The following is a 19,476-nucleotide window of genomic DNA, read 5'->3' as shown; positions in this document are numbered from 1 at the left end:
GACCGTCAGCGGGCTGAAGGGAGCAGCTGCGCCACCAGCGGATGGTGGATGCGGCGCTCCGCCGTGATCAGGTGGAAGTGCTCCACCACCTCGGGGTCTCGCCGAGCAGGCGCACCTTCTTGTCCTGGAGCAGTTCCTCGTGCGACCAGCGCGAGGCGGGGAAGGCGCCCATGCCGTTGCGGCCGAAGGCCGCGAGCAGGGCGCTGTCCTCGAACTCGCCGGCGATGCGCGGGCGCAGGTGATGGCGCTCGAACCACTGGTCCAGCCGCGCGCGCACCGCCGCATGGTGCGTGGGCAGCAGCACCGGCAGTTCGTTCAGGCACTCGGGGAAGGGCTTCCGGCACTTGCGCGCGACTTCCGCCGGCGCGAACCAGGCCATGGGCGCGTCGCCGAGCTTGTGGCCGTAGAGGCGCAGGTTGGGATTGGGCGGCGCGGGGTGGTCGGAGAGCACGGCGTCGAGGCGGTGCAGCGCGAGGTCCGCCAGCAGGCGTTCGAATTCGTCCTCGTGGCATAGCAGGCGCACGCGCGGGTCGTGCAGAACGGGCTGCAGCAGCAGGTGGCGCACAACGAGCTTGGGCAAGCCGTCGGAAATGCCGACGGCCAGGCGCAAGCCTTGCCCGCTGACGGCGTCGCGCACGGCGGCGGGGATCTGTTCGCCCAGTTGGAAGACCTGGTCGGCCAGCGCCATGGCGGCGGCGCCGGCCTCGGTGAGGACGATGCCGCGGCCGGCGGGCTTGAAGAGGGAGTGGCCGAGCGACTGTTCCAGCGCGCGCACCTGCGCGCTGACCGTCTGCACCGCCATGTCCAGGCGGGCGGCGGCGCGGGACATGCCGCCTTCCTTGGCGACGACCCAGAAGTAGTAGAGGTGGCGGTAGTTGAGGGGGTGCTCATTTCAGGGGAAGTGTGCCTTGGGATGCCCTCACCCCAACCCTCTCCCAGGGGGAGAGGGAGGAAAACCGGGAAAGAACATAGGAGAACGCGATGATGACTGCGACGCCCACGATGTGGGTCCTGTTCGCCGCCTTCGTGGTGGTGGCGCTGGTGGTGGACTTCGTGACGCTCAATCGCCAGGGCGCGCACACCGTTTCCATGCGCGAGGCCGGCATCTGGTCCGCCGTGTGGGTGGCGGTGTCCCTGGTGTTCGTGGGCTGGATGTACTGGTACCTGGGGGCACTTCGGGCGACGCCGCGCGGCAGGAAGTGGCCGCCGACAAGTCGCTGGAGTTCGTCACCGGCTACCTGGTGGAGAAGGCCCTGGCGGTGGACAACATCTTCGTCTTCCTGATGCTGTTCACCTACTTCGGCGTGCCGCCCGCCTTCCAGAAGCGGGTGCTGATGATCGGCATCATCGGCTCGCTGGTGCTGCGCGCGGTGATGATCTTCGTGGGCACCTGGCTGATCGCGCAGTTCCACTGGATCCTCTACGTGTTCGGCGCCTTCCTCGTGTTCACCGGCATCAAGATGTGGTGGGCCGCCGGCCAGGAGCCGGACCTGGCCAGCAATCCGGTGCTGCGCTGGATCAACCGGCGCATGAAGGTGGCGCCGGACTTCGACGGCGAGCGCCTGTTCACGCACGTGGACGGCGTGCGCATGGCCACGCCGCTGTTCGTGGTGGTGCTGCTGATCGGCGTGGTGGACGTGATCTTCGCGGTCGATTCGATCCCGGCGATCTTCGCCATCACCACCGACCCCTTCATCGTGCTCACCTCCAACGTGTTCGCGATCCTGGGCCTGCGCGCGATGTACTTCCTGTTGGCGGGCATGCACGAGCGCTTCCACCTGCTGTCCTACGGGCTGGCGATCGTGCTGGTGCTGATCGGCGCGAAGATGCTGCTGATCGACATCTACAAGGTGCCGGTGGCGTGGTCGCTCGGGGCCACGGTGGCGGTGCTGGCGGCGACGATGCTGCTGTCGCTGAAGTTCCCGGCCAAGGCGGGCGCGGGCGGCAGCGCCTACCCGTTCGCGGGCAGGCGCAAGGAGCGCGCGGGGCAGGACCGGGCCTGAGCCCGTGCCTGTCGTTCGGTTGGGGAGCGTCGCTCACCATGAAATTCGAAAGTCTGGATTTCGAATTTCATGGTCGCCCAAAAAGACCTGAGTCGTCGGCGGGATGATGCTGGGGTTCGGCTCGGGCCTCACCACCAGCCTACGCGGTGCGGCGCGAAGGCAGCCACCCGGCGTAGCGCGCAAGCAGCCACAGGTTGACGAGGGCCCCGGCGACGGACAGCGCGTACAGCAGCCACGGCCCCGCGTGCGGCGGGTACAGCACGAAGACCGCCAGCGTCCACGGCAGGCCGGCGCCGATGGCGCCCAGCGCCTTGGCGATCTGGTACGGACCGCCGCCGCCGTTGTCGGTGGCAAAGATCCAGGCGCACGCCGCCAGGAAGGGGACATACAGGACGAAGACCACGCGAAACAGGTTGCGCATGCAGGGGCTGCTTTCGATTTGGCGCGCGATGCTGAAGCCTCCGCGCGTATCGTGCAAGCGTTTTGTGGCCCTCGTCGCCCGCCTGCGACACGCCACGCAGCGGCCGAAATTTATTTTCGGTCTGACAAGCCTGTGGAGCGTTCCGGCACAACTCATGGCTTATCCACACCCCGGGGCGGATCGGCGATGTTGTCCCTTTTTGTAGGACAGCTCCGACGCAGGGCTGCACACAGTGGTCAAGCGCACGCAAGTGCTTGATGGCAAAAGCGGAAAGAAGGGTTGTCCACACCGCGGGCCCTCCCTTAGCTACTACGACTATCTTGAACATGAACTTCCATAAGACATCCGCGGACAGCCCAGGCCCGGTGATCGGCGCAGGGCTTGGGACCGGATGCGCGATGGCGTAGAGTCCGCCGCTTGAGTGAATTTCGGGAAAGCGACATGGCCGCACTCGTGCTGGGTCTGGTTCTGTTCTTGGGTCTGCATTCGACGCGCATCTTTGCCGAGGGCTGGCGCACGCAGACCATGGAGAGCTTCGGCGAGAAGGAGTACAAGCTGCTGTACTCCGTGCTGTCGGTCGCCGGCTTCGCGCTGCTGGTGTGGGGCTACGGCCTGGCGCGCCACAACCCCGTGATCCTGTGGAACCAGCCGCCGGTGTGGACGCGCCACCTGGCCTCGCTGCTGACGCTGGCCGCCTTCGTGCTGCTGGTGGCCGCCTACGTGCCGGGCAACGCGATCAAGGCGAAAGCGCGCCACCCGATGATCCTGGGCGTGAAGGTCTGGGCCCTGGCGCACCTGATCTCGAACAACACGCTGGCCGACCTGCTGCTGTTCGGATCCTTCCTCGTCTGGGCCGTTCTGGACTATCGCGCGGCGCGCCGGCGCGAGCGCACGCTGGCCACGGTGATCGATGCCGGTCCACTGTCACGCACCATCCTCACGGTGGTGGTGGGCGTGGTGGCCTGGGCGGTGTTCGCGATGTGGGCGCACCGCGTGCTGATCGGGGTGAGTCCGCTGGGGCGCTAGCAGCGGACTGCGGGCGCCTCACATCGCCTTGTACAGGATGTAGTCCGCCTGGTACTGCACCACCTGGCGCGCGCCCAGGTTGCTTGCGGAGCAAGGCATGGCCGGAGCGACGCCGCCTTGCGTGGCCACCCGCTGGATATAGGTGACGCCGGCCATGGCGCCCTGGCCCATGGCCGGATTGGCCTTCACCAATTGCAGCGGGATGTTGCCCGTGCCTGCCGGCGACACCGCCACCTGCGTCGCCGTCACCCGGGAGCCGTCGATGCTTTCCCAGGTGGCGGGCGGGCCGTAGTAGCGGCCGAGCAGCCGGCCGCCGCGGTCCGCCAGGCGGGCGTCGGGGCCGACGAAGAACCATTCGTGCGCGCCGCTCGCATCGGCCTTCGCGCGGCATTCATAAGTGATGGTGCCGGTGCCCACGGTCTCCATGGCCACGCGGTGCGCTGCGGGCACCTGCACGGCCTGGGGCAGGCTGCCCTGGTCGTAGGCGCGCAGGGCCAGGGGCGGGCTGGCGCAGGCGGCCAGGGTGGCGAGGGCGGTGCAGGCGAGGACGGGACGGATCATCGAAGGATCTCCAGGTTGCGTGGACGGGGGCGCGTGTGCGCCTCACCTCAGTACGCAAGCCAGGGAGATCCGGATTCAGCAGCCCAGGCGGGCCTGTTCCGTGCGGGCTTCCTGCCGGCGTGCCTCCAGCCAGGCATGGTCCGCGCCCGAGGGTGCCAGGCTGGCCTTCACCTCGATGCGGTGGACCTGGTCGGCGATCTCGCTGCACACCTGCTGCTGCAGGGGTTGGCCGGCGGGACCCCGGCGGTGGCGGTCGGCGCCAGGATGATCCGTTCAGCGTGCACGCCCGGCGCGCACTCGGTGTCCGAGTAGGTGGTGCCGCCGTCGTCGATGCATTTGCTCACCATCTGCAGGGGCCGGGCCGGGGCAGCGGGCGCCGCGGCGCGCGGAATGACGGCCGAAGTGACGACCGCCACGGCGCGCGCCTGGTGGTGCAACAGCAGCGGCAGGCTGTCATAGGCGGTGTACGCCAGGTAGGCGACGGCACCCCAGGCCAGGATGGCCCAGGGGCGGACGATGCGGGCCGCTTCGCGGGGGAGGCGGACAGCTGCAGGCCAGGGCCTGCAGCCTCGATCAGGGCAAGCTGCAATGGAGTCCCCTTTCCTTGTTGTCGGGCTCACTCTACGGAACGGGATGACGACTGTCCCGTAACAAGTGTGTGGAAGCTTGCTCGGCCGTGGGGCAAGACCTGATGCAGGTCAAGGGAGATGGGCGCTGGGGTTCGCTGCGCTCACCGCCAGCCTACAGTGATGGCTCGGCCACCAACGATGGAGCTTCGCCAATGACACCCGTGAACGCACTTTCGCATGTCTCCGTGGGCACCAACGACTTCCCGAGCGCCAAGCGCTTCTACGACGCGGTGCTCGGGGCGCTGGAGATCCGCTGCGTGATGGAGTTCGACGAGGGCGCAGGCTACGGCCGCGAGTTTCCCGAGTTCTGGGTGCAGCTGCCCTTCGACGGGGCCGCGGCCAATCCGGGCAACGGCGTGCACGTGTGCTTCAACGCGCTGTCGCAGGCGCAGGTGAATGCCTTCCACAAGACGGCGATCGAGATGGGCGCCGAGGACGAAGGCAAGCCAGGCTTCCGCACCGAGTACACGGAGAACTACTACGCGGCCTTCGTGCGCGATCTCGATGGGCACAAGATCGAGGCGATGTGCTTCGTGAAGAAGGGATGAGGTAGGGGGCAGCGACCCTCAACCTGTGCCCCCACCCCGGCCCTCCCCGGAGGGGGAGGGAGGAACAGCCCTCCCGGGACGAGAGGCGGTGTCTGACATCACCACCGCGCACCGCTTCCCAGAATGGGTCATCCAAGACGGAGGACTCTATGGCTGAACTCAAGGCGCCGCGGCCGCTGGCCGTGGTGACCGGTGCCTCTTCCGGCATCGGCTACTGCCTGGCGCACTGCGCGGCACGGCACGGCTACGACCTGGTCGTGGCGGCGGACCAGCCGCTGGGCGAGGCGGTCATGGATTTCGAGTCGCTCGGCGCGCGGGTGCAGGCCGTGCAGTGCGACCTGGCCACCACGGCCGGCGTGCAGCACACCTGATCCAGGCGATCGGCGAGCGCGAGGTCGATGCGCTCATGGCCAATGCAGGCCACGGCCTGGGCGGCTCCTTCCTGTCGCAGGACTTCGGCGAGATCCTGCACGTGATCAACACCAACATCACCGGCACGCTGCACCTGGTGCAGCACGTCGCGCGGGGCATGGTGGCCCGCGCCAGCGGCCGCATCCTGGTGACCGGCTCGATCGCCGGCTTCGAGCCGGGCAGCTTCCAGGCGGTCTACAACGGAACCAAGGCTTTCATCGATTCCTTCGCGCATGCGTTGCGCAACGAACTCAAGGGAACCGAGGTGACGGTCAGCCTGCTGATGCCGGGCGTGACCGACACCGAGTTCTTCGCCCGGGCCGACCTGCTGGACACCAAGGTGGGCGCCGGCAAGAAGGCCGATCCCATGCGGGTGGCCGAAGCCGGCTTCAAGGCCATGGTCAAGGGCGAGGCCGACGTGGTGGCCGGCCTGAGGAACCGGCTGGAAGTGGCCGTGAGCAAGGTGCTGCCCGCCCAGGTGGTCGCCCAGATGCACCGCAAGCAGCTCGAGCCCAAGGGCCAGGGCTGACCCCATTTTTCATCCAAGGAGATCGCAATGACGCACCGCTACAAGAACCAGCCCCAGGACAAGCAGCCGGCCATGACGGGCAAGAACGAGAACGACACCAACAAGATGGGGAACCAGGCGCCGACGCAGAAGAACGAGGGACGGCGCACGCCGGAGAGCCGCAGCGACCGCGAAGACCACATCGGCGGCCAGTCGAACCAGAACCAGCTGCGCACGGGACGCGCCGGCCAGGGCGACAAGGGCGGCCCCAACAGCCGCACGGGCCGCAAGCCCTGAGCTAGCCGCGTGCCACCGGCTCGTGCAGGTCGCTGAAGTCGAAGCAGCAGGCCCGCCCGAGCTGGCAGCCCTGCGGGGCCCAGCGGCCATCCTTCTGCTTCACGAAGAACTGCGCGCCGGTGAGCAGGCGGCGCAGCCAGGGGTCACATTTCCCCACTGCTTGCGGCTCCAGGCTGGCCGCAACGACGTTGCCGGTGACGTAGCTGTCGATGGCGAGTGTCATGCCGATGGATTCTCCACCTACCCACAACGGCAGGCCAGCACTGTCGTTGACAGTGCGGCTAGGGAGCAACGCCTAGGCGCTAGAGATGCACGCCGACGCGCCGGGGAACAGCTCGCGTTCCATCAGCTGCAGCATGTTGAGCCAGCCCTTGCGGGTGGTCTCTTCCACCATGCGGGCGGCCTCGGTGGCGCCCAGTTCGTGGATCAGGGTCATCTCGCAGGCCTGCGGGCCCAGCGGTGCGATCTCCACGACCACCTTGGTGGTGTCCTCGGTGTAGGTCAGCACGGTGAGGTCGAAGGCGATGCGCTTGGGCCGCGTGAGCTCGGTGTACTTGCCCATGTGCACAACGTCGAAGACGCTTTCGTCGCCGTCGGCGGCGGGGCGCCGGTCCGTCACCGTGAAGCCGCCACCGATCTCGGGGACGATCTCGCAGCGCATGACGTTGCCGGTGCGGGTGCGGAACAGGAAGCGGGAGGCTTGCCCCGGTGTCAACCAGGCATCGAAAACGCGTTCAGCAGGAGCGCTATAGCGATGCGATACACGAACAACGACGGGACTGCTCATCCGTGCTTTATCTCTTGACAAGCCTCTTATGTCAATCCTGTCAATCCTGACAGTGTTAGCGTGCTACCTCGGGCAGCTCGATCTTCACCTCGAGGACTTCCAGGTTGTCCTGGCGCTCCACGTTCACCTTCAGGTGGCTCGGGTCGATCTTCACGTACTTGCTGATCACCGCCACCAAGTCACGCTGCAGGGCGGGCAGGTAGTCGGGCGCGCCGCCCGCGTTCCGCCCCACCCGCTCGTGGGCCAGGATGATCTGCAGCCGTTCCTTGGCGACGCTGGCCGTCTTCTTCTTCTCCCCCAGCAGGAAGGTCAACAAGCTCATCACTTCCTCCCGAACAGGCGCTTCAGGAGCCCCGCCTTCTGCGGGTCGACGAAGCGCAGCGGCCGGTCCTCGCCCAGGAAGCGGGCGACGATGTCCTGGTAGGCCTCGCTCACGTCCGTGCCCTTGAGGTGGACGGCGGGCGTGCCCTGGTTGGAGGCCTGCAGCACCGACTCGGACTCCGGCACCACGCCGATCAGGGGGATGCGCAGGATGTCCTGGATGTCCTCCAGCGACAGCATGTGGCCCTGGTCCACCCGGTTCGGGTTGTAGCGGGTGATCAGCAGGTGCTCCTTGATCGGCTCCTTGCCCTCGATCGCCCGTTTCGTCTTGGAAGCGAGCATGCCCAGGATGCGGTCGGAGTCGCGCACCGAGCTCACCTCGGGGTTGGTCACCACCAGCGCCTCGTCGGCGTAGTGCATGGCCATCAGCGCCCCGGTCTCGATGCCGGCCGGCGAGTCGCACACGATGTACTCGAAGCCCATGCCGGCCAGGTCGGTGAGGACCTTCTCCACGCCTTCCTTGGTCAGGGCTTCCTTGTCGCGCGTCTGGCTAGCCGCCAGCACGAACAGGTTGTCGCAATTCTTGTCCTTGATCAGCGCCTGGTTCAGCGTCGCCTCGCCGTGGATCACGTTGACGAAGTCGTAGACCACGCGCCGCTCGCAGCCCATGATCAGGTCCAGGTTGCGCAGGCCGACGTCGAAGTCGATGACGGCGGTCTTGTGCCCGCGCAGGGCGAGGGCGCTGGCGAAGCTGGCACTGGTGGTGGTCTTGCCGACGCCGCCCTTGCCGGACGTGACGACGATGATCTTTGCCATGGGTTTCCTTTACGTTTTCAGCGGGTCCATGACCAGCTTGTCGCCCTGCAGGCGGATCTGGGCGGGCTTGCCGCGGAGGTTGTCTGGCAGCGCTTGTTCGCTGGTGCGGTACACGCCGGCGATGGAGACCAGCTCGGGCTCCAGGCACAGGGTCAGGATGCGGGCATTGGCGTCGCCGCGCGCGCCGGCGATGGCCTTGCCGCGCAGCGGCGCATAGACGTGGATGTGGCCGTCGGCCACCACCTCGGCGCCCGGGTTCACCATCGACATCACCACCAGGTCGCGGCCGCGCGCGTACACCTGCTGGCCCGAGCGCAGCGGCTTGTCGATCACCAGCGCGCCCAGCGGCAGGAAGGGTTGCTGCGGCGGCTCCGCCTGCTTTTCTTTCTCCCTCCCCCTCTGGGGAGGGCCGGGGTGGGGGCGCTGGCCTCTTCCGCCGCCGCCAGCCCCGCATCCAGCGCCGCCAGCATCTGCGCCTCCGTCCCTCCGCGCACCGCCACCGGCATCACGTTGTAGGGCTTGAGCAGGCCGATCAGCCGGGCGAAGTCCACCTCGCCGCCCTTCAGGGGCGCGAGGTCGATCACCAGCGGGTCGTGGTCGAAGAAATCGGGGAGGTCGCCGAAGCGGCCCCGCAGTTCGAGGGCCAGCAGATCGAGATCGTGGGACTTCAGCAGCAGAGCCACCAAAGGCAGGTTGGCGCTCTTGATCTCGAATGTGGCAGGGGCGCGTCCTGCGAGTGCAACGGTCATCAGTACGGCGTGGAAAGCGCGCGGAGTTTAGCAGCGGCGAGGTAACAGAAACGTGTCATGTCGCACTGAATGTCAGGGTGCCATCCCCCTCCTACGCAACGATGTGCCTCGCGCGCGCTTGCTTGCGCCGCACGCGCGACCACACTGGAGCAAGTTTGAAGGAGCGTGAGATGAAACCCTATCCGCACCACCCGACCCACTGGATCGCCGTCGCCACCGTGCTGGCGCTGGGCCTGATCGCCTTCGAGGCCTGGGGCCAGCAGTCGGTCAACGGAATGAACCTGAGCCCCAATGCATCGGCCGTGTTCCAGGGACGGCCCGCGATGCCGGGTGCGCAGGCGGGCCTGGGCGCGATGGCGGGGCCGCCGCAGGGCGGCATCGGCCTGCAGGGCTCCGACGGTGCGGGCCTCAACCTGCGCCGGCCGCGCGTGATCGAGGAACAGATGAACGCCCTGCCGCCGGTGGCCTGCGCCGACGTGCCGCGCATCTCCGCGGCGGAACAGCCGCTGTGCCTGCCGCAGGTGCTGGACGAACGCTTCGAGCGGCGCCTGGCCACACTCGGGATCGACGCGCAGCAACGCGGACGGATGTAAGGCCGTTCAGGCGGGGGTGGCCGCAGGCCGGTCGTGCGCGGCGAACACGCGCTCGTAGCAGGCCAGCCACTCACCCTGCGAGCCTTCGTGGCCCGGCAGTTCCGACGGCGGAACGCCGGGGCCGAACAGCAGCCGGCCTTCCTCGCAGCGCACGCTGCGGTCGGGCGTGAAGATCGCCCAGCGGCGCGCCGGCACGCGCTTGGCGAACCAGGGGGCGACCGCCTCCACCACGTGGTGCGCAGGCTCGTAGCAGCCCGCCTGCAGTTCGTCGCCGTCCGGGTCGCGCATGGCGCGCAGCCGCAGGTTGGCCTTCATCTTGTGGATGTCGCGGCGCACCGCGTGCGCCATGTGCTGGGCCTGCAGCATGTCGCCGTCCACCGGGTCATTGCGCAGGCCAGGCTCGTGCACCAGGCGCCACAGCAGGCGGTACAGCAGCGAGAAGCGCTGCGGGTCGCGGTGCAGCACCACGAACTCGCACAGGCGCGTGAAGGACGCCGGCACGATCGCCGTGGCGGCGCGGGCGACGTTGCGCGGGCGGCTGGCCTGCGGCGATTGCGCGTCGATGTAGAGGTCCGCAGGCGCTTCGAGCTGCCACTGCACTTCTTCGGGAGGGACCTGGTGCGCGAGCAGTTGCCGCACCTCGGAGCGAAAGCCCGCCAGATCGACCTGTCCTGCCAGTTTCGCTTCCATGCCCGCTTCGCCTGTCATGACTTCAACCTCGCACTCGCGCCTTGGGCCGGGCCCGGGGCTTGGTCTTTGCCTTGACGCGCACCGGGCGTTTGGGTTCCGCGCCGGCGACCGGCCGATCCAGCAGATCGGTCGTCCTGGCTTGCGGGGTGGGGAGCAGCGGGGGAGTGGGGGTGGTCGTCATCAACGTCATCCACTGGCGGAAGCCTTGCGCCATCCAGTCCCAGGTGGCGGCGTTCCAGCGGCTCGCAGCTTCCCAGCCCGACAGCGGGTTGAAGAGCGCGGGCGATGCCGGCGTGGATGGCGTGTTCGTTTCCATGCACGCGATTGTGGGCGCGATCACTCGTCATGGGGGTTCAAAGTATGCAATTGCTTCATGCCGCGGGCGCGTGCTTGCGTGTCCTCATCTCCACCTTCAGGTAGAGCAGGGCACCGGCGATCAGGGGCGTGAGGTAGAAGATGGCGCGGTAGGCGAGCAGCGCGCCCAGCAGCTGGTGCTCGGGAATCCGGTGCGACAGCAGGGCGATGAACACGGCTTCCGTGACCCCGAGGCCGGCCGGGATGTGGAGGATGACGCCGGCGATGGCAGCCATCAGCAGCACGGACAGGGCGGTCGGGTAGTCCACCTGCCCTTGCAGCAGCACCCAGGGCACGGCGGCCATGGTCAGCCAGTGCGTGCAGGAGATCGACAGCTGCGCGCATGCCATGCGCAGCGTGGGCAGCTCGATCTCGTGGCCACGGACGGTCCAGCTGCGGCGCGGCGAGAACGCGCACAGCAGCAGGTAGACCACGCTGAACGCCAGCAGGCCCACGCCCAGCATGCGCAGCTCCTCGCTATCGAGCGACCAGTGCGGCGGCAACTGCAGCGGGGCGATCGTGAACACCAGGCCGGCCAGCAGGATGTAGCCCAGCCAGTTGGTGAGCATCGACATGGTGACGATGCGCGTGATCTGGCTGTAGCGGATGCCCAGCTTGCCGTACAGACGGTAACGAAAACCGATGCCGCCCACCAGCGAACCGAGGTTCAGGTTGAAGGCATAGCTGATGAAGCTGATCTGCATCACCTTGCGCTTGGACAGCCGGTGCCCCGTATAGTGGCGCCCCACCAGGTCCAGCAGGCTGTACACCAGGTGGCTCGCGGCGGCGAACACGAAGGCCGTCATCAGCGTGGACCGCGGCAGCTCCAGCACGCTCTGCTTCACCTCGCCCCAGTCCACGTTGCGCGCATAGCGCACCAGGAGGAAGGCGACCGCCGCCACGAACACGGTTCCGACGATGCGCTTGACCCACGGCCACCAGGGGTGGTTGCGCATCAGGCCTTCTCCTTCAGTCCTGCGAAGGCGGGCGGCAGGGCGTTGCCCGGTTGCGCGGCGGCCGGCACCAGGCGCGGCACGTGCCGCGGCAGCCATTGCGCCCAGCGCGGATAGCGGCGGGTGAAGTGGTAGGCCAGGAAGCTGTGCACCAGCGCCCAGCCCTTGAGCTCGCCCAGGCCTTCGATGGTGATCTCGTTGCAGGCGCTGCACATCAGCTTCTCGAGCTTGGCGCTGAGCGTGTGCGTGAACGCGCGGTCGCGGATGATCACGTTGGCCTCGAGGTTGAAGGACAGGCTCATGGGATCGAGGTTGCTCGAACCCACGGTGGACCACTCGTCGTCCATCACCGCCACCTTGCCGTGCAGGGGCCGCTCGCAGTATTCGTAGATGCGCACACCGGCGCGCAGCAGGTGGTGGTACAGCATGCCGGCGGCGGTCTTCACGAACGCCATGTCGGGCTCGCCCTGCAGCACCAGGCGCACGTCGACGCCGCGGCGGGCCGCGCGCTTGAGCTCCTTGATCAGCCGGTAGCCGGGGAAGAAGTAGGCGTTGGCGATCACGATGCGCTTCCTGGCCGCGCGGATCGCGATCAGGTAGTGCCGCTCGATGTCCTTCATGTGGCGGCGGTTGTCGCGCACCACGAACAAGGCGTCGGCGGGGCCGGCGGGCGGATGCTCCTCGGGCGCGGCGCGCAACTGCTTGCGCCAGCGCCACCACTGGCGCTGCTGGCCGCCGTAGCGCAGGCCCTCGGCCAGCGCGGCATGGCAGAAGCGGTGGATCTCGGCCACCAGCGGGCCCTGGATCTCCACCGCGTAGTCCTGCTTGGCCTCGGGACCGAAGTCGGCCAGGTGGTCGGCCGAATAGTTGATGCCGCCGACGAAGGCCACCTCGCGGTCCACCACCACGATCTTGCGGTGCATGCGGCGCAGCAGGTGCGGCCGCAGGCCGAAGGGCCGCCGCCCCGGGTTGAACGCATGCACCCGCACGCCCGCCTCGCGCAGCGAGCCGAGGAAGCGCTCGGACAGGTCGGGCGAGCCCCAGTCGTCGATGGTGATGTCCACCTGCGCGCCGCGCCGCGCGGCGGCGATCAGCGCCTCGTGCAGCTGCAGGCCGACCTTGTCCTCGAACAGGATGAAGGTCTCGACGATGACTTCCTTCTTCGCGTTGGCGATGCGGGCGAACACGCGCGGGAAGAACTCCTCGCCGTTCTCGAGCAGTTCGAACTGGTTGCCGGGGATCCAGCGTCTCTGTTCCATGGCCGCCTTACAGGTGGATTTCGGCGACCAGCGGGGCGTGGTCCGACAGGTGCGACCAGGGCTTGCGCGGCAGCACCACGGGCAGGTGCACCGAGCAGTTGCGCACGTAGATGCGGTCCAGCGACAGCACCGGGAAGATCGCCGGGAAGGTCTTGGCCGGCTCGCCGTAGGCCGTGACGAAGATCTCGCGCAGCCCCGCCTCGCGCAGCAGGATCTCGTTGGCGCGGCGGCGCCAGTCGTTGAAGTCGCCCGCCACGATCAGCGGCGCCTCGGCGGGCACCTCGGTGTGCGTGATCTTGCACAGCAGGTCCAGCTGCTGCTGCCGGTGCGACTCCGCCAGCCCCAGGTGCACGCAGATCGCATGCACGTCGTGCGTGCAGTTGGGCACCTTGAGCACGCAATGCAGCAGCCCGCGCTTCTCCGGGCCCGCCACCGACACGTCGTGGTTCTGGTAGTGGACGATCGGGAACTTGGACATCACGGCGTTGCCGTGGTGGCCCTTGGGATAGACCATGTTGCGGCCGTACGCGAACTGCGGCCAGATGCTGTCGGCCAGGAATTCGTACTGCCCGCCCTCGGGCCAGTCCTCCCACTTCTTGCCGTGCGCGTCGTGCATGCCCAGCACTTCCTGCATGAACACCAGGTCGGCACCCACCTTGCGCACCGCGTCGCGCAGCTCGGGCAGGATGAAGCGGCGGTTGAAGGTGGTGAAGCCCTTGTGGATGTTGACGGTCATCACCGTCAACTGCGCGGCCACCACCTTCTGCTCGGTGGCCGGCGTCATGGGCAGGCTGAGGTCGCTCATGGGCGTTGCTTCTTCGTTCTGCGGTGGGACGACTTTTGTAAGTGCCCAGCTGCGCGGCCGAAGTAGGACGCAAGGCCAAGATCGTGTGGCGGCCCGCTGCGAGAGAAGGGCGGGCCGGCGGCCGTCGCGCACAGCACCTGCGCGGCGGTCGGTGCCTGTAGGACCCGTGCCTGCGCGCCTGCCGGAGCCTCCCCTTGCGGAGGTAGGCGGCTTTCGCTTTTCGAGGGCACACTGGCGTGCGCAAGGCTGAGGCACCACCGCATGCCGACGCCCTCGCCCACACTGACAGGCCATGAAAACGATGAAGAACAAGCCCCACGTCCTCTCCTGGCAGCGGCCGTCCTGGCCGCTGCTTCGCTTCCCTCGCACGCCCTCGACCTGCGGCCGGACGCAGTCTCGGTCCAGGCGGGCCCGGGCACGCACGGCAGCCGCATCGCCGGCGTCGGCGTGATCTGGGACTGGGACTTCGAGCGCATGCGCCGCAAGGCGGAGCTGACGGCGCACACCGAGGTGATGGTGAACCACTGGGACGCGCGCGAGTCCGGCGGCAGCCGCCAGTCGATCACGCAGCTGGTGGTGCTGCCCTCGCTGCGCATGCGGCTGGAGCGCGGCGCCTCGCCCTGGTTCATCGAGCTGGGCATCGGCGCGAGCTGGATGGACCGCCTGTTCGTCACCCCCGAGAAGAGCTTCAGCACCCGGTGGAACTTCTTCGACATGATGGGCGTGGGCCACAGCTTCGGCGGCAGCAACGGCGGCCACGAGATCGGCGTGCGCTGGGTGCATGTCTCCAACGCCGGCATCAGGCATCCCAACCCCGGGCAGGACTTCATCCAGCTGCGCTACGTCAAGCGCCTCTGAGGCTCAGCCACTTTCCGTGAGCTCCCGGGGCAGGCGTACGGCCGGCGCGGGACGTCCTACGGCGATGGTCACCCGCGTCCGATACGGCCGGGATGGGATCGCTCCAAACTGGTTCCTACGCACCCGGCCAGGCCGGGCATCCACAAACAGACCAATACGGAGTTCCCATGAAAAAGTTGTCTCTTTCCCTTCTGGCCGCCGCTTCCATGGCCGTGGCCGGCATGGCCCAGGCCGATGCCATCTTCTATCCGGACGGCACGGTGGTGGAACTGGGCGAAACCGGTGCCGACACCCTGGCGCTCGACAGCTCCATGGACAGCTCGATCGACACCACCGTCCTCGGCGCCGCCCCTTCTTCCATGACCGTCACGACCGTCCAGTCCCCGCTGGTGTACGTGCAGCCGAACATCAACTGGGACCGCACGACCGCGATGACCCAGATGCGCACGAACTCGCACCTGGTGCACAACGGCGGCCTGGTGAGCCAGCAGCAGCGCACGCAGGCGGCCGCGACCTTCAACGTGCCGGCGCGCGCGGGTGAAGCCAGCACCATGACCGGCGGCGCGCCCAACGCGACCACCGACAACGCCCCGCTGGTGGTGGGCAGCTACACCATCCCCCACACCGTGGTGGTGGGCCAGCCCTACTACGTGTTCTCGTACTGAGCGGGATCCTTGCGCATGAAAAAGCCAGGCACTGCCTGGCTTTTTTTCGTTGGCGCGGGCTGCGCTCAGGCGCCGTGGCGGCCGTGGCCGCCCATGCCGCGCTTGCCGCCGCGCATGAAGCGCATGCCTTCGCTGTCGAAGGTCTTCTTCTGCTCCGCCGACAGGGTGGCGTAGAAGGTCTTGGTGGCGTCCATGCGCTTGTCCATGTCGGCGTTGCGCTGGGCACGGTGGGCGCGCATGCGGTCGATGCGCTCCGGCGTGGTCAGCTTGGCGAACTCGGCGCGGTCCGGGCGCTGCATCTTCGTCGGGGCCATGGCGGTGGTCCAGGCGGTCCAGGCGCCTTCCTGCGCGGAGGTGATCTGCAGCTTCTGCTTCAGCTCGCCCAGGCGCTTGGCCATGCGCTCCTGCATGCGGGCGCGGAATTCCTCCATCCTGGCCGGGTCGTGCCGGCCGCGCTCGCCTTGCATCATGTGGCCGCGGTGCTCACCGGAAGGCGGGGTCTGGGTCTGGGCGATGGCGCCCAGGCCGAGGGCACCGAGCAAGGCGGCGGCGATCAGGTGGCGGTGCAGCGATTTCATCTTCAAGTCCTTTCGAGGGTGGCGGGGCCGTTTGCCTGGCCCGTTGCTCCGCAGTCTGGGCGCCGGGTGTAACCCATCCAATACCGCTGGGTTGCGGCTGTGTAAAGAAACCGGTTTTGCTGGGGTGTACGTGCTGGGTCGCCGCGGTCCTACGGCAAGCGTCCACGCCTAGCGACGGACAGCACGGACGGGCAGGACCACAGTGCACCCAAGCAAACGGAAACGAACCCAAGGAGTGCACCATGAAGTACCAGGATTTCGTGCGAGCCGCCGCCGGGGTGCTGGCTGGCGCACTGCTCGCGGGCGGCGCGATCGCCCAGGTCCAGCCCATCACCATGACCGACACGGCGCCGACGCCGGCCCAGGAGCGCAACAGCATGGGCGCGGTGATCCTGATGGACGAGCCGGTGCTGGCCCAGCGGGAAGCGATGCAGCAGGCGCAGGAGCGCTCGGGCATCGACACGCGCACCATGGGCGCCGGCCCGAACCGCATCATGCGCCGCGCGATCTCGCGCGAAGAGCTGGAGTTCCAGAAGGCGCTGGAGGCGGCGGAGCGGCAGAAGGCCACGCCGAAGTAATCCGGCCTCGTAGGCTGGGGTGACGCAGGAATCCCAGCGATGCGCCGAAAGGTGCTGGGGTTCGGCTGAGCCTCACCACCAGCCTACCGGGCGAGCTCCTCGAGGATCGGACACTCGGGACGCTCGTCGCCATGGCAGCAGTGAATGAGGTGCTGCAGCGTCTTCTGCATCTCCTGCATCGCCGCGATGCGCTGCGCCAGGTCCTCGGCGTGCTTCTGCGCGACGCGGCGCACGTTGGCGCTGGCGCGCCGGCGGTTCTGCCACAGGCCCACCAGTTCCGCGATCTCCTCCATCGAGAAGCCGAGGTCGCGGCCGCGCTTGATGAAGCGCAGGGTGTGCACGTCGGCCTCGCTGTACAGCCGGTAGCCGCTGTCCGTGCGCGCCACGCGCGGCAGCAGCCCCAGGCTTTCGTAGTGCCGCACCATCTTGGCGGACACGCCGGACAGCCGCGCCGCATCGCCGATGTTCACCGGCCAGGCGGCACTGGAAGCGGCTGGCTTCACGCAGCGACCTTGTAGCCTTCTTCCTCGATCGCCCTGGCAATCGCCGCGTGGTCCTGCTGCGACTGCACCTCCACCTTGCCGCTCGACAAGTCCACCTTGACTTCGGCCTGGGGGTCGACCGACTTCACCGCCTGGGTGACGGCGCCCACGCAGTGGCCGCAGCTCATGCCCTGCACCTGGAAGGTCTGGTTCATGATGAATCCCTTTCTGAACATGGTTGAGGAGCACGGAGCGTGAACCTTGCCACCATGGTAAGGTCAATCGGCCCGCGCGGGTGTCCCCTGGTCCCGCAGGGTTGATCCACGTCAAGGCTTGACCTTGCCATCATGGCAAGGTTGAACATGCATTCCATGGACACTGCCACCACCGCCCCCGCCACCCTGGACCTCGGCGTCTCGGGGATGACCTGCGCCTCCTGCGTCTCGCGCGTGGAGCGCGCCTTGAAGAAGGTACCCGGCGTGGACGACGCCGTGGTCAACCTGGCCACCGAGACGGCGCGCGTCACCTTCGCCCCCTCCGAGCAGATGGAAGCGCAGATCCGGCGCGCCGTGCGCAATGCCGGCTACGAGCCGCACGCCGTGCGCGAGGATGCGCCCGAGGACCTCTCGCCCTGGGCCGGCTTCGCGCCGGTGGCGATCGGCATGCTGCTGTCGCTGCCGCTGGTGGTTCCCATGGTCGGCGACCTGCTCGGGCGGCACTGGATGCTGCCGGCCTGGCTGCAGTTCCTGCTGGCCACGCCGGTGCAGTTCATCCTGGGTGCACGCTTCTACCGGGCGGGCTGGCATGCGCTGAAGGCCGGCACCGGCAACATGGACCTGCTGGTGGCCATCGGCACCACGGCCGGCTGGGGCCTGTCGATGTGGCTGTGGCTGGCGCAGGGCAGCAGCCATCTCTACTTCGAGGCTTCGGCGGTGGTCGTGACGCTGGTGCTGCTGGGCAAGTGGCTGGAGGCGCGCGCCAAGCGCCAGACCACCACCGCGATCCGCGCGCTGCAGGCCCTGCGGCCGGAAGTCGCGCACGTGGTGCTGCGCTCTGGCGGCGAGGCCGACCTGCCGCTGGCCGAAGTGCTGGCCGGCGACCAGCTGGTGGTGCGCCCCGGCGAGCGCGTGCCGGCCGACGGCCTGGTGGAGCAGGGCGACACGCACGTCGACGAGTCCATGCTGACCGGCGAGCCCCTGCCGGTGAGCAAGGGCGTGGGCGCGCGCGTCACCGGCGGCAGCATCAACGGCGAGGGCCGCATCCTGATGCGGGCCACGGCGGTCGGCCACGAGAGCGTGCTGGCCCAGATCATCCGGCTGGTGGAGGACGCGCAGGCGGCCAAGGCGCCGATCCAGCGCATGGTGGACCAGGTGTCGGCGGTGTTCGTGCCGGTGGTGCTGGTGATCGCAGCGCTGACCTTCGGCGGCTGGATGGCGGTGGGTGCGGGCGTCGAGGCGGCGCTGATCCATGCGGTGGCCGTGCTGGTGATCGCCTGTCCCTGTGCGCTCGGCCTGGCCACGCCGGCGGCCATCATGGCCGGCACCGGTGTCGCCGCGCGCCACGGCATCCTGATCAAGGACGCGCAGGCGCTGGAGCTCGCGCACCGCGTGGACACCGTGGCCTTCGACAAGACCGGCACGCTGACCCTGGGCCAGCCGCGGCTGGTGGCCTTCGCGGTGGCGCCCGGGCTGGACGAGCCCGCGCAGCTGGCCGCCGCCGCCAGCCTGCAAAGCGGCAGCGAGCATCCGCTGGCACGTGCCGTGGTGAACGCGGCGCGCGAGCGCGGCATCGCGATCGCGGACCCTGACAGCGTGCGCGCGGTCGCCGGCCGCGGCACCGAAGGCGAGGTCGGCAACCGCAGCTACCTCATCGGCAGCCTGCGCTGGCTGGAGGAACTGAAGGTGCCGCTGGGCGCGCTGCATGGCGAAGTCCAGCGGTTGCAGGGGAGGGCGCGACGCTCTCGGCGCTGGTGGAGCGCATCACCGAGGGGCTGGCCCTGCGCGCCGTGATGGCCTTCGCCGACGAGCCCAAGCCGGGCGCGGCGCAGGCGCTGCAGAGGCTGCGCCAGCGCGGCGTGCGCCTGGTCATGATCTCGGGCGACAACCGCACGGCCGCCCACGTGATGGCGCGCCGCCTGGGCCTGCAGCCGGCGGAAGTGCAGGCCGGTGCTGCCCGGCGAGAAGGCCGAGCGGGTCGCGGCGCTGCGCAGCGGCGGCCAGGTGGTGGCGATGGTGGGCGACGGCGTCAACGATGCGCCGGCGCTGGCCGCCGCCGACGTCGGCATCGCCATGGGCACCGGCACCGACGTGGCCATGCACGCGGCCGGCGTCACGCTGATGCGCGGCGACGTCGGCCTGGTGGCGGGCGCTCTGGAGATCTCGCACCGCACCGTGGTGAAGATCCGGCAGAACCTGTTCTGGGCCTTCTTCTACAACGTGGCCGGCATCCCGCTGGCGGCGCTGGGCTACCTCAACCCTGTCGTCGCCGGCGCGGCGATGGCGCTCTCGAGCGTCAGCGTGCTGACCAACGCGCTACTGCTCAAACGCTGGCGCCTTCCCGGCCGTTGATGTGGATCAACGGGCCC

At 68.5% G+C, this 19,476-nt stretch carries 25 protein-coding genes and 3 pseudogenes; 11 read left to right on the top strand and 17 right to left on the bottom strand.

Annotation, left to right across the window (positions count from 1 at the left end):
- Nucleotides 1-67 precede the first annotated feature (67 nt).
- Nucleotides 68-829, bottom strand: coding sequence for a LysR family transcriptional regulator (locus tag HK415_RS18665; RefSeq protein ID WP_309246751.1), 762 nt, complete (start codon nucleotides 827-829; stop codon nucleotides 68-70).
- 152 nt (nucleotides 830-981) lie between these two features.
- Between HK415_RS18665 and HK415_RS18660 the strand changes: the two are divergent.
- Nucleotides 982-2,003, top strand: a pseudogene (locus tag HK415_RS18660) (TerC family protein).
- 139 nt (nucleotides 2,004-2,142) lie between these two features.
- On the opposite strand, the gene HK415_RS18655 reads toward HK415_RS18660, so the two are convergent.
- Nucleotides 2,143-2,424: a hypothetical protein gene (locus HK415_RS18655; protein ID WP_171561880.1), complete on the bottom strand. Its 282-nt coding sequence runs from the start codon at nucleotides 2,422-2,424 to the stop codon at nucleotides 2,143-2,145.
- Nucleotides 2,425-2,865: 441 nt separating this feature from the next.
- Between HK415_RS18655 and HK415_RS18650 the strand changes: the two genes are divergently transcribed.
- Nucleotides 2,866-3,450 carry an NnrU family protein gene (locus tag HK415_RS18650; RefSeq protein ID WP_171561879.1) on the top strand — a complete coding sequence of 195 codons (585 nt, stop codon included), beginning with the start codon at nucleotides 2,866-2,868 and terminating at the stop codon, nucleotides 3,448-3,450.
- Nucleotides 3,451-3,468: 18 nt separating this feature from the next.
- On the opposite strand, the gene HK415_RS18645 is transcribed toward HK415_RS18650, so the two are convergent.
- Nucleotides 3,469-4,011: a DUF3455 domain-containing protein gene (locus tag HK415_RS18645; RefSeq protein ID WP_171561878.1), complete on the bottom strand. Its 543-nt coding sequence runs from the start codon at nucleotides 4,009-4,011 to the stop codon at nucleotides 3,469-3,471.
- 75 nt (nucleotides 4,012-4,086) lie between these two features.
- Nucleotides 4,087-4,221, bottom strand: a complete 135-nt coding sequence (locus HK415_RS25960) for a hypothetical protein (RefSeq protein WP_256373065.1) — start codon at nucleotides 4,219-4,221, stop codon at nucleotides 4,087-4,089.
- Between the two features lie 571 nt (nucleotides 4,222-4,792).
- Here HK415_RS25960 and HK415_RS18640 point away from each other — a divergent pair.
- From HK415_RS18640 to HK415_RS18630, 4 genes are all read left to right on the top strand, one after another.
- Entirely contained in the window at nucleotides 4,793-5,188 is a 396-nt protein-coding gene (locus tag HK415_RS18640) for a VOC family protein (protein ID WP_171561877.1), read from the top strand.
- 149 nt (nucleotides 5,189-5,337) lie between these two features.
- The gene (locus tag HK415_RS26575; RefSeq protein ID WP_309246750.1) at nucleotides 5,338-5,559 is read left to right on the top strand and encodes an SDR family NAD(P)-dependent oxidoreductase; all 222 of its coding nucleotides are present in this window, start codon (nucleotides 5,338-5,340) and stop codon (nucleotides 5,557-5,559) included.
- Nucleotides 5,520-6,128: an SDR family NAD(P)-dependent oxidoreductase gene (locus tag HK415_RS18635; RefSeq protein ID WP_309246749.1), complete on the top strand. Its 609-nt coding sequence runs from the start codon at nucleotides 5,520-5,522 to the stop codon at nucleotides 6,126-6,128. The genes HK415_RS26575 and HK415_RS18635 overlap by 40 nt, the downstream gene beginning before the upstream one ends.
- A 27-nt stretch (nucleotides 6,129-6,155) precedes the next feature.
- On the top strand, nucleotides 6,156-6,404 hold the full coding sequence (locus HK415_RS18630; protein ID WP_171561876.1) for a hypothetical protein: 249 nt from the start codon (nucleotides 6,156-6,158) through the stop codon (nucleotides 6,402-6,404).
- Between the two features lies 1 nt (nucleotide 6,405).
- On the opposite strand, the gene HK415_RS18625 is transcribed toward HK415_RS18630, so the two are convergent.
- The 5 genes and pseudogenes from HK415_RS18625 to minC form a co-directional block, all read right to left on the bottom strand.
- Nucleotides 6,406-6,627, bottom strand: a complete 222-nt coding sequence (locus tag HK415_RS18625; protein ID WP_171561875.1) for a hypothetical protein — start codon at nucleotides 6,625-6,627, stop codon at nucleotides 6,406-6,408.
- Nucleotides 6,628-6,699: 72 nt separating this feature from the next.
- Nucleotides 6,700-7,191, bottom strand: coding sequence for an SRPBCC family protein (locus HK415_RS18620; protein WP_256373064.1), 492 nt, complete (start codon nucleotides 7,189-7,191; stop codon nucleotides 6,700-6,702).
- A gap of 55 nt (nucleotides 7,192-7,246) precedes the next feature.
- Nucleotides 7,247-7,513: a cell division topological specificity factor MinE gene (gene minE, locus HK415_RS18615; RefSeq protein ID WP_171561869.1), complete on the bottom strand. Its 267-nt coding sequence runs from the start codon at nucleotides 7,511-7,513 to the stop codon at nucleotides 7,247-7,249.
- Nucleotides 7,513-8,328 (bottom strand): septum site-determining protein MinD, encoded by an 816-nt coding sequence (gene minD / locus HK415_RS18610; protein WP_171561865.1) that lies wholly within the window; start codon nucleotides 8,326-8,328, stop codon nucleotides 7,513-7,515. Before minD ends, minE begins: the two co-directional genes overlap by 1 nt.
- A gap of 9 nt (nucleotides 8,329-8,337) precedes the next feature.
- Nucleotides 8,338-9,077: pseudogene (minC, locus tag HK415_RS18605) on the bottom strand (septum site-determining protein MinC).
- 170 nt (nucleotides 9,078-9,247) lie between these two features.
- On the opposite strand from minC, the gene HK415_RS18600 reads away from it, so the two are divergent.
- Nucleotides 9,248-9,670, top strand: coding sequence for a hypothetical protein (locus HK415_RS18600; protein ID WP_171561861.1), 423 nt, complete (start codon nucleotides 9,248-9,250; stop codon nucleotides 9,668-9,670).
- A gap of 6 nt (nucleotides 9,671-9,676) precedes the next feature.
- Here HK415_RS18600 and HK415_RS18595 read toward each other — a convergent pair whose 3' ends face one another.
- From HK415_RS18595 to HK415_RS18575, 5 genes are read right to left on the bottom strand one after another with little or no spacing between them, the layout of a single operon-like run.
- Nucleotides 9,677-10,378, bottom strand: coding sequence for a TIGR03915 family putative DNA repair protein (locus HK415_RS18595; RefSeq protein ID WP_253261948.1), 702 nt, complete (start codon nucleotides 10,376-10,378; stop codon nucleotides 9,677-9,679).
- A gap of 4 nt (nucleotides 10,379-10,382) precedes the next feature.
- Complete coding sequence (locus HK415_RS18590; protein ID WP_171561858.1) at nucleotides 10,383-10,676, bottom strand: hypothetical protein; 294 nt, start codon at nucleotides 10,674-10,676, stop codon at nucleotides 10,383-10,385.
- 55 nt (nucleotides 10,677-10,731) lie between these two features.
- Nucleotides 10,732-11,670: a lysylphosphatidylglycerol synthase domain-containing protein gene (locus HK415_RS18585; protein ID WP_171561856.1), complete on the bottom strand. Its 939-nt coding sequence runs from the start codon at nucleotides 11,668-11,670 to the stop codon at nucleotides 10,732-10,734.
- The gene (gene clsB, locus HK415_RS18580; protein ID WP_171561852.1) at nucleotides 11,670-12,926 is read right to left on the bottom strand and encodes a cardiolipin synthase ClsB; all 1,257 of its coding nucleotides are present in this window, start codon (nucleotides 12,924-12,926) and stop codon (nucleotides 11,670-11,672) included. The genes HK415_RS18585 and clsB overlap by 1 nt, the downstream gene beginning before the upstream one ends.
- Nucleotides 12,927-12,933: 7 nt before the next feature.
- Complete coding sequence (locus HK415_RS18575; protein ID WP_171563551.1) at nucleotides 12,934-13,710, bottom strand: endonuclease/exonuclease/phosphatase family protein; 777 nt, start codon at nucleotides 13,708-13,710, stop codon at nucleotides 12,934-12,936.
- A gap of 282 nt (nucleotides 13,711-13,992) precedes the next feature.
- On the opposite strand from HK415_RS18575, the gene HK415_RS18570 reads away from it, so the two are divergent.
- Entirely contained in the window at nucleotides 13,993-14,589 is a 597-nt protein-coding gene (locus HK415_RS18570; RefSeq protein ID WP_171561849.1) for an acyloxyacyl hydrolase, read from the top strand.
- 167 nt (nucleotides 14,590-14,756) lie between these two features.
- Nucleotides 14,757-15,254 carry a hypothetical protein gene (locus tag HK415_RS18565; RefSeq protein WP_171561846.1) on the top strand — a complete coding sequence of 166 codons (498 nt, stop codon included), beginning with the start codon at nucleotides 14,757-14,759 and terminating at the stop codon, nucleotides 15,252-15,254.
- Nucleotides 15,255-15,319: 65 nt separating this feature from the next.
- Here HK415_RS18565 and HK415_RS18560 read toward each other — a convergent pair whose 3' ends face one another.
- Nucleotides 15,320-15,832 carry a Spy/CpxP family protein refolding chaperone gene (locus HK415_RS18560; RefSeq protein ID WP_171561843.1) on the bottom strand — a complete coding sequence of 171 codons (513 nt, stop codon included), beginning with the start codon at nucleotides 15,830-15,832 and terminating at the stop codon, nucleotides 15,320-15,322.
- Nucleotides 15,833-16,074: 242 nt separating this feature from the next.
- On the opposite strand from HK415_RS18560, the gene HK415_RS18555 reads away from it, so the two are divergent.
- Nucleotides 16,075-16,410 (top strand): hypothetical protein, encoded by a 336-nt coding sequence (locus tag HK415_RS18555; RefSeq protein WP_171561840.1) that lies wholly within the window; start codon nucleotides 16,075-16,077, stop codon nucleotides 16,408-16,410.
- Nucleotides 16,411-16,493: 83 nt separating this feature from the next.
- Here the strand turns inward: HK415_RS18555 and cueR are convergent, their stop codons facing one another.
- Together cueR and HK415_RS18545 are read right to left on the bottom strand one after the other, a co-directional pair.
- Entirely contained in the window at nucleotides 16,494-16,913 is a 420-nt protein-coding gene (gene cueR / locus HK415_RS18550; RefSeq protein WP_309246748.1) for a Cu(I)-responsive transcriptional regulator, read from the bottom strand.
- The gene (locus HK415_RS18545; RefSeq protein ID WP_171561836.1) at nucleotides 16,910-17,107 is read right to left on the bottom strand and encodes a heavy-metal-associated domain-containing protein; all 198 of its coding nucleotides are present in this window, start codon (nucleotides 17,105-17,107) and stop codon (nucleotides 16,910-16,912) included. Before HK415_RS18545 ends, cueR begins: the two co-directional genes overlap by 4 nt.
- Before the next feature lie 147 nt (nucleotides 17,108-17,254).
- Here HK415_RS18545 and HK415_RS18540 point away from each other — a divergent pair.
- Nucleotides 17,255-19,459: pseudogene (locus HK415_RS18540) on the top strand (heavy metal translocating P-type ATPase).
- Nucleotides 19,460-19,476: the final 17 nt, after the last annotated feature.

This window comes from Ramlibacter montanisoli (genome assembly GCF_013087525.1).
Taxonomy (GTDB): Bacteria; Pseudomonadota; Gammaproteobacteria; order Burkholderiales; family Burkholderiaceae_C; genus Ramlibacter; species Ramlibacter montanisoli.
The sequence above is the reverse complement of the archived record's forward strand: the minus strand, read 5'-3'. Positions and strand labels throughout refer to the sequence as shown.

What these genes read in the sequence shown, in the direction of transcription:
- HK415_RS18665 (WP_309246751.1), bottom strand. Translation starts at nt 829, where the DNA reads ATGTCCCGCGCCGCCGCCCGCCTGGACATGGCGGTGCAGACGGTCAGC.
- HK415_RS18655 (WP_171561880.1), bottom strand. Translation starts at nt 2,424, where the DNA reads ATGCGCAACCTGTTTCGCGTGGTCTTCGTCCTGTATGTCCCCTTCCTG.
- HK415_RS18650 (WP_171561879.1), top strand. Translation starts at nt 2,866, where the DNA reads ATGGCCGCACTCGTGCTGGGTCTGGTTCTGTTCTTGGGTCTGCATTCG.
- HK415_RS18645 (WP_171561878.1), bottom strand. Translation starts at nt 4,011, where the DNA reads ATGATCCGTCCCGTCCTCGCCTGCACCGCCCTCGCCACCCTGGCCGCC.
- HK415_RS18640 (WP_171561877.1), top strand. Translation starts at nt 4,793, where the DNA reads ATGACACCCGTGAACGCACTTTCGCATGTCTCCGTGGGCACCAACGAC.
- HK415_RS26575 (WP_309246750.1), top strand. Translation starts at nt 5,338, where the DNA reads ATGGCTGAACTCAAGGCGCCGCGGCCGCTGGCCGTGGTGACCGGTGCC.
- HK415_RS18630 (WP_171561876.1), top strand. Translation starts at nt 6,156, where the DNA reads ATGACGCACCGCTACAAGAACCAGCCCCAGGACAAGCAGCCGGCCATG.
- HK415_RS18625 (WP_171561875.1), bottom strand. Translation starts at nt 6,627, where the DNA reads ATGACACTCGCCATCGACAGCTACGTCACCGGCAACGTCGTTGCGGCC.
- HK415_RS18620 (WP_256373064.1), bottom strand. Translation starts at nt 7,191, where the DNA reads ATGAGCAGTCCCGTCGTTGTTCGTGTATCGCATCGCTATAGCGCTCCT.
- minE (WP_171561869.1), bottom strand. Translation starts at nt 7,513, where the DNA reads ATGAGCTTGTTGACCTTCCTGCTGGGGGAGAAGAAGAAGACGGCCAGC.
- minD (WP_171561865.1), bottom strand. Translation starts at nt 8,328, where the DNA reads ATGGCAAAGATCATCGTCGTCACGTCCGGCAAGGGCGGCGTCGGCAAG.
- HK415_RS18600 (WP_171561861.1), top strand. Translation starts at nt 9,248, where the DNA reads ATGAAACCCTATCCGCACCACCCGACCCACTGGATCGCCGTCGCCACC.
- HK415_RS18595 (WP_253261948.1), bottom strand. Translation starts at nt 10,378, where the DNA reads ATGACAGGCGAAGCGGGCATGGAAGCGAAACTGGCAGGACAGGTCGAT.
- HK415_RS18590 (WP_171561858.1), bottom strand. Translation starts at nt 10,676, where the DNA reads ATGGAAACGAACACGCCATCCACGCCGGCATCGCCCGCGCTCTTCAAC.
- HK415_RS18585 (WP_171561856.1), bottom strand. Translation starts at nt 11,670, where the DNA reads ATGCGCAACCACCCCTGGTGGCCGTGGGTCAAGCGCATCGTCGGAACC.
- clsB (WP_171561852.1), bottom strand. Translation starts at nt 12,926, where the DNA reads ATGGAACAGAGACGCTGGATCCCCGGCAACCAGTTCGAACTGCTCGAG.
- HK415_RS18575 (WP_171563551.1), bottom strand. Translation starts at nt 13,710, where the DNA reads ATGACGCCGGCCACCGAGCAGAAGGTGGTGGCCGCGCAGTTGACGGTG.
- HK415_RS18570 (WP_171561849.1), top strand. Translation starts at nt 13,993, where the DNA reads ATGCCGACGCCCTCGCCCACACTGACAGGCCATGAAAACGATGAAGAA.
- HK415_RS18565 (WP_171561846.1), top strand. Translation starts at nt 14,757, where the DNA reads ATGAAAAAGTTGTCTCTTTCCCTTCTGGCCGCCGCTTCCATGGCCGTG.
- HK415_RS18560 (WP_171561843.1), bottom strand. Translation starts at nt 15,832, where the DNA reads ATGAAATCGCTGCACCGCCACCTGATCGCCGCCGCCTTGCTCGGTGCC.
- HK415_RS18555 (WP_171561840.1), top strand. Translation starts at nt 16,075, where the DNA reads ATGAAGTACCAGGATTTCGTGCGAGCCGCCGCCGGGGTGCTGGCTGGC.
- HK415_RS18545 (WP_171561836.1), bottom strand. Translation starts at nt 17,107, where the DNA reads ATGAACCAGACCTTCCAGGTGCAGGGCATGAGCTGCGGCCACTGCGTG.